Source organism: Streptomyces hokutonensis (assembly GCF_042751305.1).
Classification (GTDB): domain Bacteria; phylum Actinomycetota; class Actinomycetes; order Streptomycetales; family Streptomycetaceae; genus Streptomyces; species Streptomyces hokutonensis_A.
Genome location: NZ_JBHYWD010000029.1, coordinates 1 through 14,188, shown reverse-complemented (window position 1 = coordinate 14,188; position 14,188 = coordinate 1). Strand labels below are relative to the sequence as shown.

The following is a 14,188-nucleotide window of genomic DNA, read 5'->3' as shown; positions in this document are numbered from 1 at the left end:
CGGCTCCGGTGCTCACGGGACCAGGACGATCCGGCCGCGCAGACCGCCCCGGGCCAGGCGGGCGTGGGCCTCGGCTGCCTGCGCCAGCGGATACACCTCGGCCACGCGCGGAGTCAGCACGCCGACCTCGGCGAGTGCGGAGAGATACGCGAGCCGGGGCGCGTCGGGACCGGCGGCGGTGTGGCGCACCACCACGCCCCGCTCCGGCGCCGGCAGCACGTCCAGCCGTACGCTCACGTAGACCCCGCCGTCCCGGACGGCCGCCATCGCGGGTGCGCCCAGCGCCGCCGCGTCGAGCACGCCGTCCACACCCTCCGGCACCAACCGCCGTACCGCCGCGCCCGGTTCCTCGTCGCGGGACACGAACCAGGTGGCGCCCCGGCCGCGCAGATACTCCTCGTCCTCGGGCCGTCCCTGCGCGACGATCCGCACGCCCCGCGTCCGGGCCAGCTCCACGGCGTAACCGCCGACGGCCCCGGCGGCACCGGTGATCAGCAAGGTGTCGCGGGGGCGCAGCGGGAGGTGGTCCAGGGCCAGCGAGGCGGTCGTCGCGTTGAGCGGGATCGTCGCCGCGAGCGTCGGGTCCATGCCCTCGGGGGCGGGGGCGAGGGAGTTGAGGTCGGTCACGAGGTATTCGGCCTGGGCCTTCGTGGGGCGCAGTACGGGGGCGTCGAACACGATCACCGGTGTGCCGACCGCAAGGAGCACACCCGGGCCGACGGCGTCGATGGTCCCGGCGGCGTCCAGCCCGAGACCGGTGTGGTCGACCTCCGGCATCGGCCCGAAGTACCCGGCCCACACCGCGGAGTCGGCGGGATTGAGCGCGGCGGCGGCGACCTTGACGCGGACCTCCAGAGGACCCGGTTCGGGCAGCGGTACCTCCAGGACCTCGACGACCTCGGGTCCCCCGGTCTTCCTGACGACTGCTGCGCGCATGATATTCGCTCTTCCGTTTGCGAAATAGAACTACTCAAACGGTAGGCGCGTCGCGATCGATACGTAAGAAGGCACTTTCAAGTGCGTTACACCCCCGCGTCGTAGCGGGCCCGCGCCTCGTCGACCTCGCCGGTCTTCTCGGCGGCCCAGTCGCGCACCTGGGAGATCAGGCCGTACAGGCCCTGTCCGAGCGGGGTCAGTTCGTAGTCGACGCGCACCGGCACGGACGGTGTGACCGTCCGCCGCACCATGCCGTCGCGCTCCAGCATGCGCAGGGTCTGGGTGAGCATCTTCTGGCTGACGCCCGGGATTTCGCGGCTGATGTGGTTGTACCGCATCGCGTCGCCGTGGGACCCGAGGGTGCAGATCGCCAGGCTGACCCACCGGTTGCTGATCGTCGAGAGCAGGGCCACCGCGGGGCAGTCGCGCAGGTACGCCTCGTACGCCTTCGTGGTCATCGTCGCTCCAGTCCCTCCCGTCAGGGAGTAACGCACTCAGAAGTGCCTACTTACCAATCGATCGTAACTCACCTAGAATACGGAGAGTTGGCGTTCGCAAATTCAAGGGCATCCATCCCGGGCGGACGACCGATCGGCCCATCAGATCCTGCGGTCCGCCGTCCGCCGGGTCACGCTCACAGGGAACCGGTGCGGACAACGGCGGAGGTAGGGCACATGAGGGCAGTGGCGGTGCTGGGCGCGTCCGTGGCCGTAGGGCTTCTCGCCTCGTGCGGGGCGGCGGACACCAGTACGCGGACCATGGCACGGGCACTGCCCGCCGGCGCGGCGTTCACACACCCCGGAGTGCTGGTCAGCAAGGCGCAGCTGGACGCCGTACGGAAGAACGTGGCGGCCGGGAAGCAGCCCTGGCTGAAGGCGTACTTCGGGATGCGGGACAGCAAGTACGGGTCGTACAAGTACACGGCGAAGCCCTACGCCGACGTCGACTGCCCCTGGAACGGCAAGGCCGCGCACGGATGTGTCGAGGAGCGCGAGGACGCGATCGCGGCGTACACGCAGGCGCTGCTGTTCAGCATCACGGGCAAGGAGCACCACGCGCTCAAGGCGCGGGAGATCATGGACGACTGGTCGGCCAGGATGAAGGAGCACACCTCCGAGGACGCGGGGCTGCAGACCGCGTGGGCGGGGTCGACCTGGGCGCGGGCGGCGGAGATCGTGCGCTACGCGCCGGGGGCCGGGTGGCCGGCGGACCGGGTGCGGCGGTTCGCGACCATGCTGCGCACCGCCTATCAGCCCGAGGTGACGAAGGACCTGCCGGACTACAACGGCAACTGGGACCTCGCGATGACCGACGCGGCGATCGGTATCGCCGTCTTCCTCGACGACCACAAGGCCTTCGACGCGGCCGTCGCCCGCTTCCGCGACCGCGTGCCCGCCTACTTCTACCTGGAGAAGGACGGCAAGGTGCCGCTCACCCCGGCCCGCTCCACCGTCTCCACCCCGCAGAAACTCACGACGTACTGGTTCAAGCAGACCACCTTCAAGGACGGCATCGCCCAGGAGACCTGCCGCAACTTCAAGCACGTCGGGTACTCCCTCGCCGCCACCGGGCACATCGCCGAGACCGCCTGGCACCAGGGCGTCGACCTCTACGACGGCGTCAAGGACCGGCTCCGGGCAGCCCTCGAATTCCACTCCCGCTACCAGCTCGGCGAGGCCGCGCCCGCCTGGCTCTGCGGCGGCAGGGTCGACCGGAACATGGGGCCCGACCTGGAGGTTCCGCTCAACCACCTGGAGGACCGGCTCGGCATGAAGCTGCCCGCCGCGCACCACCTCGCCGAGACCACCCGGCCGGCCGGCAGCGACGACCTCTTCGTCTCCTGGGAGACCCTCACGCACGCCGGTAACCCCGCCGACTGAAACGTGTGTGACATCGGACCCCGCGGATGGCGTATAGTTGGGAACACAACGGCGCGGGGTGGAGCAGCTCGGTAGCTCGCTGGGCTCATAACCCAGAGGTCGCAGGTTCAAATCCTGTCCCCGCTACTAAGGCCAAGGGCCGGAATCCGGAAAACGGATTCCGGCCCTTGGTGTTTCTCCCGCCCGGTCGGCCCACCCCGCTCGCCGCCCGCCCGCGGCCAGGAAAAACTGGACGTGTGGAGGCGGAGGGTCCGTATGTGCGAGCCGGCGGGCGGCTGCCCGGCGATCCCGTGCCCGACCCCGGCCTCGGCCCCGACGAGGGACGGCGGACCGCCCGTGTCCTCACCCTCGTCCGCCGGCTGCCCGCGCTGCTGCTGATCGTCGGCGCCTGCTACGACTACCTCACCCCGCAGGCCTTCACGGCGGCCCCCTTCTTCACCGCCGCCCCGCTCGTCGCCGCCCCGCTCTACTCCCGGCGCGGCACCGTCCTCACCGGCCTGGCCTCGGTCGCCGTCGTCCTCGCCATCCACATCAGGCTAGGCATCGTCCTCCGCGTCGACGCCGTCACCGAGATGGCCACCGTGGCCACGGTCGCCGTCCTGGCCGTCCTCATCAACACCCTCGTCCGCCGCAGCAGCGAACAGCTCGCCTCCGTGCGCGAGATCGCCGAGGCCGCCCAGCGCGCCGTACTGCCCGAACCGGCCGAGCGGATCGGCGGGTTCGAGATCGCCGCCCGGTACGACGCCGCGCAGGAGGGCGCGTTCATCGGCGGCGACCTGTACGCGGTGCAGGACACCCCGCACGGTGTACGGCTGGTCGTGGGCGACGTACGCGGGAAGGGCATGGGCGCGGTCGCCGCCGTGGCCGTGGTCATCGGGGCGTTCCGGGAGGCCGCCGAGCAGGAGACCACCCTGGAGGCGGTCGCGGAGCGGCTGGAGAGGGCGCTGGCGCGTGAGGGCACCCGGAGGGACGGGCTCGACGCGTTCGAGGGGTTCACCACGGCCGTCCTCGCCGAACTCCCGCACGGCGACGGCGTGTTGCGGATCGTCGACCGGGGTCACCCGCCGCCGCTGCTCCTGCACGCGGACGGCGCCGTGGACACCCTGCTCGTCAAGGAGCCCGCACTTCCGCTGGGAATGGGGGAGTTGGGCTTCTGGCCCGACCGGGCCGAGGAGTTCGCGTTCCCCGCCGGCGCCACGCTGCTCCTCTACACCGACGGCCTGTCCGAGGCCCGCGACTGCCACGGCGTGTTCTACGACCCCGGGGAGCGGCTGGCCGGGCGGACCTTCCGTAGCCCCGGGGCGCTGCTCGGCATCCTCGCCAAGGAGGTGCGCCGGTATGCCGGGGGCGGGATGACGGACGACATGGCGCTGATCGCCGTACGCCATCCATGACCGGTCAACTCACCCGTTTTTCACCGGTCATGGGCCCTTCGTCCAGCAAGGAAAGGTTAATGATCAAGCGAACGGGCTTGGAAACGGGCGCCCGCGTCTATTAACGTTCGATAACGCAGCACGGTCGTCCCAGCCGTCACAAGAGACAGCTCCGTGCGCACGCGCCGAATCCCGCAAGGGAACCGGGGAACCACCACTTGGGGTGAATCGCACGTCGGCAGTCGTGGCAACACGACCGGTTTACGCGCGTAGGAGACCTTCCTGCTCCGAACCCGTCAGCTAACCCGGTAGGCGAGAAGGAAGGAAAGGAGCACGCCCACGTGGCGTCCAACCAGGCTGCCCCAGAAGCCCCGTTCGTCTACGGCGGATACCGCCCCGACGAGGGCCCCTGGGAGGAGTGGAACCCCAGCGCGGAGTCCGTTCTTCCCAACCGCGGCAAGCACCGTGTCGCCAAGCAGCGTGGTGGCGGGGGATTCGCCCGCAGCTCCACCGTCCTGGGCGTCGGTGTCATAGCCGCCGTCAGCGCCGGCGGGATGGCCAGCGCCAACACCGGCAAGCCGCCCGTCTCGATCTCCCTGCCCGACCTGCCCTCCGTGGGGCATCTGCTGGACGACTCCTCCAGTACGCCGAAGGGCTCCGCGACCGCGCTCAGCAGCGTCGGCGTGACCACCACCGAGACCGCCAAGGGCACCTCGGACGCCGGTGAGCTGCTGCGCAACCGGATCATGGAACAGGCCGAGCTCCAGCAGCTCCAGGTCGACGGCAAGTCCCAGGCCGCCGCCGAGGCCGCCGTCGCCAAGCAGGTCGACGCTGCCGCCGCGAAGGCCGAGCAGGCCGCCGCGAAGAAGGCCGCCGCCGCGAAGAAGGACGCCGAGGCCGCCGCCAAGAAGAAGGCCGAAGCCGCGAAGCTCGCCGCGCTCGCCAAGCAGTACACGCTGCCGGTCGCCTCGTACACGATCACCGGCACCTTCGGTCAGGCCGGCTCCATGTGGTCCTCCGGGTACCACACCGGACTCGACTTCGCCGCGCCCACCGGCACGCTGATCAAGGCCATCCACAGCGGCACGGTCACCGAGGCGGGCTGGGCCGGGGCCTACGGCTACCGCACGATCATCACCCTCGACGACGGCACCCAGCTGTGGTTCTGCCACCAGTCCTCGATCAGCGTCAGCGCCGGGCAGAAGGTCGCCACCGGTCAGGTCATCGGCCGCGTGGGCGCCACCGGCAACGTGACCGGGCCGCACCTCCACCTGGAGGTACACCTCAACGGCTCCGCCACCGCGAGCGACCCGGCGCCCTGGCTGCGCAGCAAGGGCCTCAACCCCTGAGTCAGCGCTGGAATATCCGGTTCCGGCCCGGCAGTTGACGTAGAGCATGACTTCTCTTCGCAAGCTGGGCCGGTCCGACCTCGAGATCTTCCCGCTCAACCTCGGCGGCAACGTGTTCGGCTGGACCGCCGACGAGCCGACCTCCTTCGCCGTGCTCGACGCGTACACGGCCGCGGGCGGCAACTTCGTCGACACCGCCGACTCGTACACCGCGTGGGTCGAGGGCAACAAGGGCGGCGAGTCCGAGACCGTCATCGGCAAGTGGCTCAAGTCCCGGGGCAACCGTGCCGACGTCGTCATCGCCACCAAGGTCAGCCAGCACCCCGACTTCCCGGGCCTGTCCGCCGCCAACATCAAGGCCGCCGCCGACGCCTCGCTGAGCCGCTTGGGCACCGACTACATCGACCTGTACTACCCGCACTTCGACAAGGAGGAAGTGCCGGTCGAGGAGATCGTCGGCGCGCTCGACGACCTGGTCAAGGCGGGCAAGGTGCGGCACATCGCCGCCTCCAACATCACGCCCGAGCGCCTTCAGGCCTCCCTCGACTTCTCCGACCGCGAGGGCCTGGCCCGCTATGTCGCGATCCAGCCGCACTACAACCTCGTCTCCCGCGACACCTACGAGGGCGAACTCCGGGACGTGGCCGAGCGCAACGGCCTGGCTGCGCTCCCCTACTTCTCCCTCGCGGCCGGCTTCCTCACCGGCAAGTACCGGCCCGGCACCAGCGTGGACAGCCCGCGGGCCGGACGCGCCGAGCAGTACCTCGCCTCGGAACGCGGCCAGCAGGTCCTGACCGCCCTGGACGAGATCGCGCGGGCCCACGACGCCGCCGTCGCGACGGTCGCCCTCGCCTGGCTCGCCGCCCAGCCCACGGTCGCCGCACCGATCGCCTCCGCCAGGAGCCTGGAGCAGCTGCCCGACCTGCTCGCCGTGGCCGAACTGGCCCTCACGGACGCCGAGATCGAGCGGCTGACGCAGGCTTCGGCCTAAGGGGCATCAGGACCGGTACGGGTTGTACACCGGAGTCCCGTACGACCCGTACACCGGCCACGGCGGCACCACCACCGGCACCGGTGGCGCGATCCGCCGCGCCGCGTACTCCAGCGCGGGCCGCGCCACCTCCCGCCGCTGCCACAGCTCGTGCAGCAACTCCCTTTCCCGTACGGCGAAGTCGGCGCCGGCGCGGCCCCGCGCGGCCCGGTGGCGCAGGAACGCCAGGGAGGTCGCGCAGGCCTCGTAGCGGGCCACCGAGCGGGCCCCGGGGCGGCCCAGGTGGTGGCCGGCGTAGTCGCGGGCCAGCCGGCGGGCCTTCATCGAGCCGAGCACGAACGGTTCCACGGGAGTCAGCCAGCCCGCGAGGACGTACACGGGCAACTCCTCGCGCACGGCGCGCAGTTCGCGCTGCCGGGTCCAGACCGCGAGCCAGGTCAGCAGGCCGAACGCGGGCACCATGAACAGGCCGTAGACCTCGAAGAAGCCGTACTGGCCGAAGGTCGAGGAGCCGTTCCAGACCGCGTGCATGCCCATCGCGAGGAGCAGTCCGGTCAGCGGTACCAGGACGCGCCGGACGTGCTGCCGGTCGGGGGTGAGCGCGGCGATGCCGAAGCCGATGCCGGTGAGGACGGTGAACAGGGGATGCGCGAACGGGGACATGACGATGCGCACGAAGAAGGTCGCCGCGGTCACGGAGGTGAAACCGCGGTCGCCGGTGAGCTGGTCGGTGCCGAAGGCGGTGCCGAGATAGAGGATGTTCTCGGTGAACGCGAAGCCGGTGGCGGTGACCCCGGCTATCACCACCCCGTCGACGATCCCGGTGAAGTCCCGTCTGCGGAACAGGAAGACGAGCAGGACGGCCGCCGCCTTCGCCGACTCCTCCACGATCGGGGCTATCACCGTCGCGCCCAGGGTGTCCGCGCTCGTCGGGTCCGCGGTCGTGGTCGCTATCCATCTGGTCGCGAAGCTGTTGGCGACGATCGCTATCAGCGCGGCGGCACAGGCGCCCCAGGCGAAGGAGAAGAGGAGATTCCGCCAGGGCCCGGGGTCGACCCGGTCCAGCCAGCGGAACGCGGCGACCAGCAGCGGCACGGGCAGTACGGCGAGCCCGAGGCCCACCAGGAACCCTTCCGTGCCGGTCTGTTGGCGCACCAGCGCGAGGATGACGAGCCCGGAGAGCGCGAGCAGGGTGATCAGCGCGCCGTAGCGGACCCCCGTCCGGTGCCACCAGCGCCCGCGCGGCACGTGCCCGTGGACACCACCGGCCGGGTGGCCGGGGTGCGGGGGGTAGGGCGAAAACGTGGCCACGGCATCGACCCTAACGAGGTAAGGGCACGGCCCGCGAGGGAGCCTGGCGTCAGCGCTGGTCGTCGTGGGGTACGCGACGGAACAGCAGATCGTTCACGACATGACCCTTGTCCAGTCCCTGCCCCTCGAAACGGGTCAGCGGCCGGAAGTCCGGACGAGGCGCGAAATCACCGTCGGATTGGCTGTTCTCGAAGTCCGGGTGCGCGCCGAGCACTTCGAGCATCTGCTCCGCGTACGGCTCCCAGTCCGTCGCGCAGTGCACGGTCGCGCCGGGCTTGAGCCGGGTCGCGGCCAGCGTCAGGAACTCCTCCTGGATCAGCCGCCGTTTGTGGTGGCGCTTCTTCGGCCAGGGGTCGGGGAAGTAGACGCGCAGCCCGTCGAGCGAGTCCGGGGCGAGCATCTCGCGCAGCAGGATGATCGCGTCCCCGTTGGCGACCCGGATGTTGGAGAGCCCGTGGTGGTCGGCGAGGCCCAGCAGATTGCCCTGGCCCGGGGTGTGCACATCGGCGGCGAGGATGTTCGTCGCCGGGTCCGCGGCGGCCATCTGCGCGGTGGCCTCGCCCATCCCGAAGCCGATCTCCAGCACGACGGGGTTGTCGTTCCCGAACAGCTCGGCGAGGTCGAGGTTCCGCTGCCCGTCGATGTCCAGCCCCCACTTGCCCCACAACCGCTCCAGCGCGTCCGCCTGCGCCGTCGTCACCCGACTCCGGCGCGGCTGGAAACTCCGGATGCGGCGCTCGTAGTGCGAGCCGGCGGGGTCGGGCTTGGGGCCGTCGGGGAAACGGGGCTCGTCCCTGCGGGTGCGCTGCGCTGGCTGGGCCGGGGGGTGGGGGGTGTTGAGGGAGTCAGACATGATGCAGTGATTTTACGGGGCGTGCGCATGGGCGTCTGCGTGGCTTGTGCCGGGTTGCGGGTGCGGGTGCGGTGTGGCTGGTCGCGCAGTTCCCCGCACCCCTTAGGGGGTTGTCGTTCGCGGCGTTTGAAGCGGGAGGCGATTCTCCTGGCCCAGTACGGCCAGTGCTCGCCTGGCCACCTCTCTCCCGATAGGGAGCGACGCGGTTGCCGCCGGGCTCGGGGCGTTGAGGACGTGGACCGCGCGCGGGCCCTCCTTGATCAGGAAGTCGTCTACGAGGGTGCCGTCGCGGAGGACGGCCTGGGCGCGTACTCCGGCTGCCGACGGAGTGAGGTCGTCGGGTGTCACTGCGGGGAGCAGCCGCTGTACGGCGCTGGTGAACGCGCTCTTGGACACCGACCGCCGCAGCTCCCCCGCCCCGTACCTCCAGTGCTGCCGGGCCATCCGCCACACCCCGGGCCAGGCCGCCGTGGTCGCGATCTCGCGGGGGCGTACGACACCCCAGCCGTAGCCCTCGCGGGCCAGCGCCGGCACCGCGTTCGGCCCCACGTGCACGCTGCCGTCGATGCCGCGCGTGAGGTGCACACCGAGGAACGGGAACGCCGGGTCCGGCACCGGATACACCAGTCCGCGCACCAGCTCGGGCCGCGTCAGCGTGTAGTACTCGCCGCGGAACGGCACGATCCGCATCCCGGGGTCGTCACCGGTCAGCCGGGCCACCTCGTCGCACTGCAGGCCGGCGCAGTTCACCAGCACGCGCGCGCGGACGATGTCTCCACCCCCGGCGCCGTCCGTCGTCCGGACGGCGACCCCGCGCTCCGGGCGCCGGTCGACATGGGCGACGCGCGCGCCGTAGCGGATCTCCGCGCCGGAGGCCTCGGCCAGGTGCCGGGCGACCGCCACGTAGTCACAGATCCCGGTCGTCGCGACCTCTATGGCGGCGAGGCCGCGCACCTCCGGTTCGTACTCGGGGATCTGGGCCCCGCCGAGCTCGCGCACCGGGATGCCGTTCTCCCGGCCGCGCTGCACGAGCGCGTGCAGGCGGGGCAGTTCGGCGCGCTCCGTGGCGACGATCAGCTTGCCGGTGACGGCGTGCGGAATGCCGTACTCCGCACAGAACTTGACCATCTCGGCGGCACCGCCCACCGCATACCGCGCCTTGAGCGAGCCGGGCCGGTAGTAGATCCCGCTGTGGATCACCCCGCTGTTCCGCCCCGTCTGATGCCGGGCGGGCCCCGCCTCCTTCTCCAGCACGGTCACCCGCGTCCCCGGCGCGGCCCGCCCGATCGCATACGCGACCGACAGCCCGACGATCCCACCCCCGACCACGAGCACATCACAGTCGTACCCGACCACCGCGCACCACCTCCCGCATCCGATAGTGCACTGCACCACTGACAGCCACTTCAAACGCGGGGAACTGCAGCGCCCCTGAGGGGCGCTGGGCTGTGACATTTGCGGCTCCGCCGCGCGGGCGCGACCAGCCACAGCGGACCGGCACTCGCAAGACCGGACAAGCCAGGCAAATCCCTAGGCGGGCGCCATCAACAACGGCCGAGCCCGCTCCCGCAACTCAACCACCCGAGGCTCATCCCCATACGGCTCCAGCCGATGCAGAAGATCCTTCACATACTCGGTAGTCCGAGCCGACGAGATGCGCCCAGCGACCTCCACCGCCCGCACCCCCTGCTCACAAGCCGCATCAAGGTTCCCCGACTCCAACTCGGCCACCGCGGAAACCACCAACCGCAGCCCGTGCGACCGCACGAACTCCTCAGTCGGCTTGGACAACGCCTGCTCAGTGAACCGCCGCACCTGCCGAGGCGCCTTCAGATCCCGATAGCACTCGGCCGCGTCCGCCGCGAACCGGTCGTACCCGTAGAACCCCAGCCAGGACGGATCGTTGTCACCCTCACGAGACCGCTCAAGCCACCCCTCAGCAGCCTTCAGCGCCGCACCCGCCGCCTGCGCGTCCCCCGCCTTCGCGTGGGACCGCGCCTCGACAAGCCGGAAGAAGCTCATCGTGCGGGCGGTCGCGAGCCCCCGGTTGCGCTCGAGCGCGGCCTGCGCGAGATCGACACCCTCGTCGCCGAATCCCCGGTAGGTCGCCTGCAAGGACATCGAGGCCAGGACATAACCCCCCAGCGGCACGTCCGCCGCCGCGCGGGCGAGCCGCAGCGCCTGGATGTAGTACCGCTGCGCCGCCTCCTGCTGCCCGGTGTCGAAGGCCATCCACCCGGCGAGACGCGTGAGTTCGGCGCTCGCGCCGAAGAGCGCTCTGCCGACCTCGTCGGAGTACGAGCCGAGCAGCAGCGGTGCCGCCTCCACCCGCAGGCATTCGGGCACCATGGACGAACGCCAGTCGCCGCCCCCGTACTTGGAGTCCCAGCGCCTGGCGTCCTCCGCGGCCTCCCGCAGCTTCTGCACGTCGCTGTGGCCGACTTTCAGCGGTGCCCCGGAGCCCTCCGCGGAGTTGGCCTCGCGCGCCACCGAACTGTCGGCCGGGGTTATCAGCCACCGTGAGGCGGGCGTTGCGTATGCGCTGACTGCGAACGACCCGGCGAGGGACTGCCAGATGCCGCCGGAGCCGGCCCGGCGGCCGGCGAGGTCGAGGCGGTACAACTCCGTTGCGGAACGCACGGCTTGACCGACGTCCCGGGGGAATGCGAGGCCCACTTCCGGCGCGGGATCCGCGTCCGCCAGGCCGATCTCGTGGAGCGGCACCGGGCGGCCGAGCTTCTGGCCGATGGCGGCCGCGATGAGGTGCGGGGCGGCGCCCTGGGGCACCATTCCCTTCGACACCCAGCGCGCCACCGACGTCTTGTCGTAGCGAAGTGTCAACCCGCGTTGAGCGCCAAGATCGTTGACGCGACGCGCGAGTCCTGCGTTGCTGATTCCCGCGAGGGCGAGAACGGTGCCGAGTTTTTCGTTCGGCCCGCGTTGCTCCCTGGACATGCGCCACCCCTCGACACAGACGGCTGCCGCGCTGGCATAACCATGCGGCATTCGTAAACCCAGCGTAGTTCGCCGCATCCCAAGCGTTAAGGGGCATTGTTCCGGATGGCGGGATTGTGGTCCGTACGCGAGTGCGGGGTTTGCACGGAGGGTTGCGACGTGCCCCCGCCGTGTGGCCGTGCGCCCGTGTGTGCGCTCTTCTCCGGCCATCGCGGGAGCGCTTCGATGGATCGTGCGTGGGTCGGCCCGCTGTACTGGATCCAGTGGGCTGGGGGACACCGCCGCCTACATCCCCGCGGGCGGCGGACCGGTCCGGGAGGCGTACTCCGCCTCCCGGACTGTGCGCGGCAGGAAGCGGTGCGCACGGCATGTACGGAGCGTGCGCGAGCCTGTGCTCGTAACACCGATTTGGCCGAAAATCGCCCCCGCCTCTCGGTGCCGAATACCGCTCCTACCACGGGAGTTGAGGGCGCGTTAGGGGTTTTGGGGGAGCGTATCGGGGGCGCATTCGCGTCGCGGACGTAGGGTCGTCCTTGTCCGGTTGTCCCTCGTCCAGGGCGTCTTCACGCGATCTCGAGCGGCTTCTCCGGCCCTCCGGAAGGCGTCCTTCATGGCAGCATGGTGCCCAGTTCGTGCGGTGCACTGGTTGTCCACAGCCTGTGGAGGCGTCGATGCGGTGGTTGGTGGGATGGAGCAGTACCGCCGCTGGAGCCGCCGCGATCGGTTCGGCGGGGGCTACCGGACTCGACGGTGAGACGGTGCATCCGGTGGGGTCCCAACTCCTGTGGGGAGACCCGGATCCGCTGTGGGCGGTCGGCGACTGGCGGCCCGACGAGGTGCGCGTCGTGAAGGTCGACGCGGAGACCCGGATCGCGGTCCTCGGTACGTGCGGCGCCACCGACGAGGAGCTGCGCCTCAGCCTGTTCTCCGCGCGTGGAGGGGCACTTCGGCATCTGACGGCCTGGTCGGGGAGTTACACGGCGGTCGTCAAGGTCGGCCGCCGCACCATGGTCTGCGGCGATCTCGCGGGCGCCAAGCCGGTGTTCTACACCCCCTGGGCCGGTGGTACGGCCTACTCGACCGCCGCGCTCCCGCTCGCCGACCTCATCGAGGCCAACCTCGACTTCGGGCACCTGGCCGCGCTGCTCGCGGCCCCGGACGTGCCCGCCGCGCTGCACGACTCCACGCCGTACGACGGCGTACGTCGCATTCCGCCGGGGCATGCGCTGATCCTGCGCGCCGGGGCGCGCGAGATCGCCGGGTACGAGCCGGTCGCCTCCCTCGCCGTCGCCGCCGCGCCCGTTGACCCCGACAGTGCGGTGGACGCCGTACGCGACGCACTGGTCGACGCGGTGCGTGCGCGCCTGTCCGCGCCCCGGCACGTTCCCGACATCGACCCGGGCCCGGTGCCCGGCATGGGACCCGCCGAACGGCGTGCCGCGCGCGGGATGCCCGTCCCCGGCATCGGCGCCGACCTCTCCGGGGGGCCCGCCTCCGGAACCCTGGCCCTGCTCGCCGCCGGACTGCCGGGAGCGCCCGGCACGGTCCTCGGGCACGGCACCGGCGCGGGCGAGCGGCTCCTCGCCGTCACCTTCAACGACCTCGCCGTTCGCGGGCGCGAGTCCGAGGTGGAGCGCGCGGGCACCCTCGCGGCCAACCCCCGCCTGCACCACGTAGTGGTCACCGGCGGCGAGGACGTCCTGCCGTACGCCGAACTCGACGGGCCCCTCACCGACGAACCCGGCCCCTCCCTGATCACCGCCGCCCGCCACCGCGCCCGGCTCGCCGCGGGCAGCGCCGACCACTTCACCGGATACGGCGCCCGCCAGGTCCTGGACGCACACCCCGCGCGTCTCGCGGATCTGCTGATGGACCGCAAACGACGTCATCTGGTGCGCCCGGTGGCCGCGTTGGCGAAGGCCGACGGTTCGGTGATGGTCCCCGCGCGCGTGTACGGCGCGGCCCGGCGGCTGGCCCGTACGCCCTACGGCGCGGGTCTCGAGGTCCTCGCCGACCGGCTGATGAACCAGCGCTTCGACGAGCCCGGCGGTGCCGTCGGGGCGTCCCTCGCCGCGCTCACCTGGGCCAGACCGGGCCCCGCCGCCCGCTGGCTGACCGGTGAGGCCCTAGCTGAAGTATCGGTTCGCCTACAAGGGGCGCCCGGCCGTCAGGGCCAGGGAGTCGGCCCGGGACAGCGCCCCGGCGACTTCCGCGCGCGGGCCGCACTCGCCAGACACGCGGGCGACCTGCGCGTCCTCGAACAGGCCGCCGAGATCCGCTCCCAGCGGCTGCACATGCCCTTCCTCGACAACCAGGTGGTCCGCGCCTGCCGCACCCTCCCCGAGGCGCTACGCGTCCAGCCAGGGGCCCGCGCGGCCATCCTCCGTACGGTCCTGGAGGGCGCCGGCGTCGGCGACCTCCCGCCCGGCTGGGGCGCCCCCTCCCACGCGTCGGCGGCAGCCGCGTCCCGCACGGGACTCCGGGTCGCCGCGGACTCCCTGATGGCCCTCTTCGACACACCCCTCCTGGCACAGGCCCGC

At 71.4% G+C, this 14,188-nt stretch carries 11 protein-coding genes, 1 tRNA gene and 1 riboswitch; of the genes, 6 read left to right on the top strand and 6 right to left on the bottom strand.

What is annotated here, in order from left to right; translation table 11 throughout:
* Window positions 1–12 precede the first annotated feature (12 nt).
* Both ACFXC1_RS44520 and ACFXC1_RS44515 read right to left on the bottom strand, forming a co-directional pair.
* Window positions 13–936, bottom strand: a complete 924-nt coding sequence (locus ACFXC1_RS44520; RefSeq protein WP_381254377.1) for an NADP-dependent oxidoreductase — start codon at window positions 934–936, stop codon at window positions 13–15.
* A gap of 86 nt (window positions 937–1,022) precedes the next feature.
* Entirely contained in the window at window positions 1,023–1,394 is a 372-nt protein-coding gene (locus tag ACFXC1_RS44515) for a winged helix-turn-helix transcriptional regulator (protein WP_381254374.1), read from the bottom strand.
* A gap of 216 nt (window positions 1,395–1,610) precedes the next feature.
* Between ACFXC1_RS44515 and ACFXC1_RS44510 the strand changes: the two genes are divergently transcribed.
* The 5 genes from ACFXC1_RS44510 to ACFXC1_RS44490 all read left to right on the top strand — a co-directional run bounded on the left by ACFXC1_RS44510 (window position 1,611) and on the right by ACFXC1_RS44490 (window position 6,529).
* Window positions 1,611–2,816 (top strand): alginate lyase family protein, encoded by a 1,206-nt coding sequence (locus tag ACFXC1_RS44510; RefSeq protein ID WP_381254371.1) that lies wholly within the window; start codon window positions 1,611–1,613, stop codon window positions 2,814–2,816.
* Window positions 2,817–2,868: 52 nt separating this feature from the next.
* A tRNA-Met gene (locus ACFXC1_RS44505) sits at window positions 2,869–2,942 on the top strand.
* A 110-nt stretch (window positions 2,943–3,052) separates the two neighbouring features.
* Window positions 3,053–4,210 carry a PP2C family protein-serine/threonine phosphatase gene (locus ACFXC1_RS44500; protein ID WP_381254369.1) on the top strand — a complete coding sequence of 386 codons (1,158 nt, stop codon included), beginning with the start codon at window positions 3,053–3,055 and terminating at the stop codon, window positions 4,208–4,210.
* Between the two features lie 152 nt (window positions 4,211–4,362).
* Window positions 4,363–4,519, top strand: a riboswitch (cyclic di-AMP (ydaO/yuaA leader).
* Between the two features lie 11 nt (window positions 4,520–4,530).
* The gene (locus ACFXC1_RS44495; protein ID WP_381254367.1) at window positions 4,531–5,538 is read left to right on the top strand and encodes a M23 family metallopeptidase; all 1,008 of its coding nucleotides are present in this window, start codon (window positions 4,531–4,533) and stop codon (window positions 5,536–5,538) included.
* A 46-nt stretch (window positions 5,539–5,584) separates the two neighbouring features.
* Window positions 5,585–6,529, top strand: a complete 945-nt coding sequence (locus ACFXC1_RS44490; protein WP_381254364.1) for an aldo/keto reductase — start codon at window positions 5,585–5,587, stop codon at window positions 6,527–6,529.
* 6 nt (window positions 6,530–6,535) lie between these two features.
* Here ACFXC1_RS44490 and ACFXC1_RS44485 read toward each other — a convergent pair whose 3' ends face one another.
* The 4 genes from ACFXC1_RS44485 to ACFXC1_RS44470 all read right to left on the bottom strand — a co-directional run bounded on the left by ACFXC1_RS44485 (window position 6,536) and on the right by ACFXC1_RS44470 (window position 11,648).
* Window positions 6,536–7,840, bottom strand: a complete 1,305-nt coding sequence (locus tag ACFXC1_RS44485) for a PrsW family intramembrane metalloprotease (protein ID WP_381254361.1) — start codon at window positions 7,838–7,840, stop codon at window positions 6,536–6,538.
* A 49-nt stretch (window positions 7,841–7,889) separates the two neighbouring features.
* A complete protein-coding gene (trmB, locus tag ACFXC1_RS44480; protein ID WP_381254358.1) occupies window positions 7,890–8,693 on the bottom strand; it encodes a tRNA (guanosine(46)-N7)-methyltransferase TrmB in 804 nt (267 codons plus the stop codon).
* A 102-nt stretch (window positions 8,694–8,795) separates the two neighbouring features.
* Window positions 8,796–10,049 carry an L-2-hydroxyglutarate oxidase gene (lhgO, locus tag ACFXC1_RS44475; RefSeq protein WP_381254355.1) on the bottom strand — a complete coding sequence of 418 codons (1,254 nt, stop codon included), beginning with the start codon at window positions 10,047–10,049 and terminating at the stop codon, window positions 8,796–8,798.
* Window positions 10,050–10,223: 174 nt separating this feature from the next.
* Complete coding sequence (locus tag ACFXC1_RS44470) at window positions 10,224–11,648, bottom strand: MFS transporter (protein WP_200715240.1); 1,425 nt, start codon at window positions 11,646–11,648, stop codon at window positions 10,224–10,226.
* Window positions 11,649–12,319: 671 nt separating this feature from the next.
* Between ACFXC1_RS44470 and ACFXC1_RS44465 the strand changes: the two genes are divergently transcribed.
* On the top strand, window positions 12,320–14,188 hold a 1,869-nt coding region (locus ACFXC1_RS44465; RefSeq protein ID WP_381254352.1), incomplete at its 3' end, for an asparagine synthase-related protein.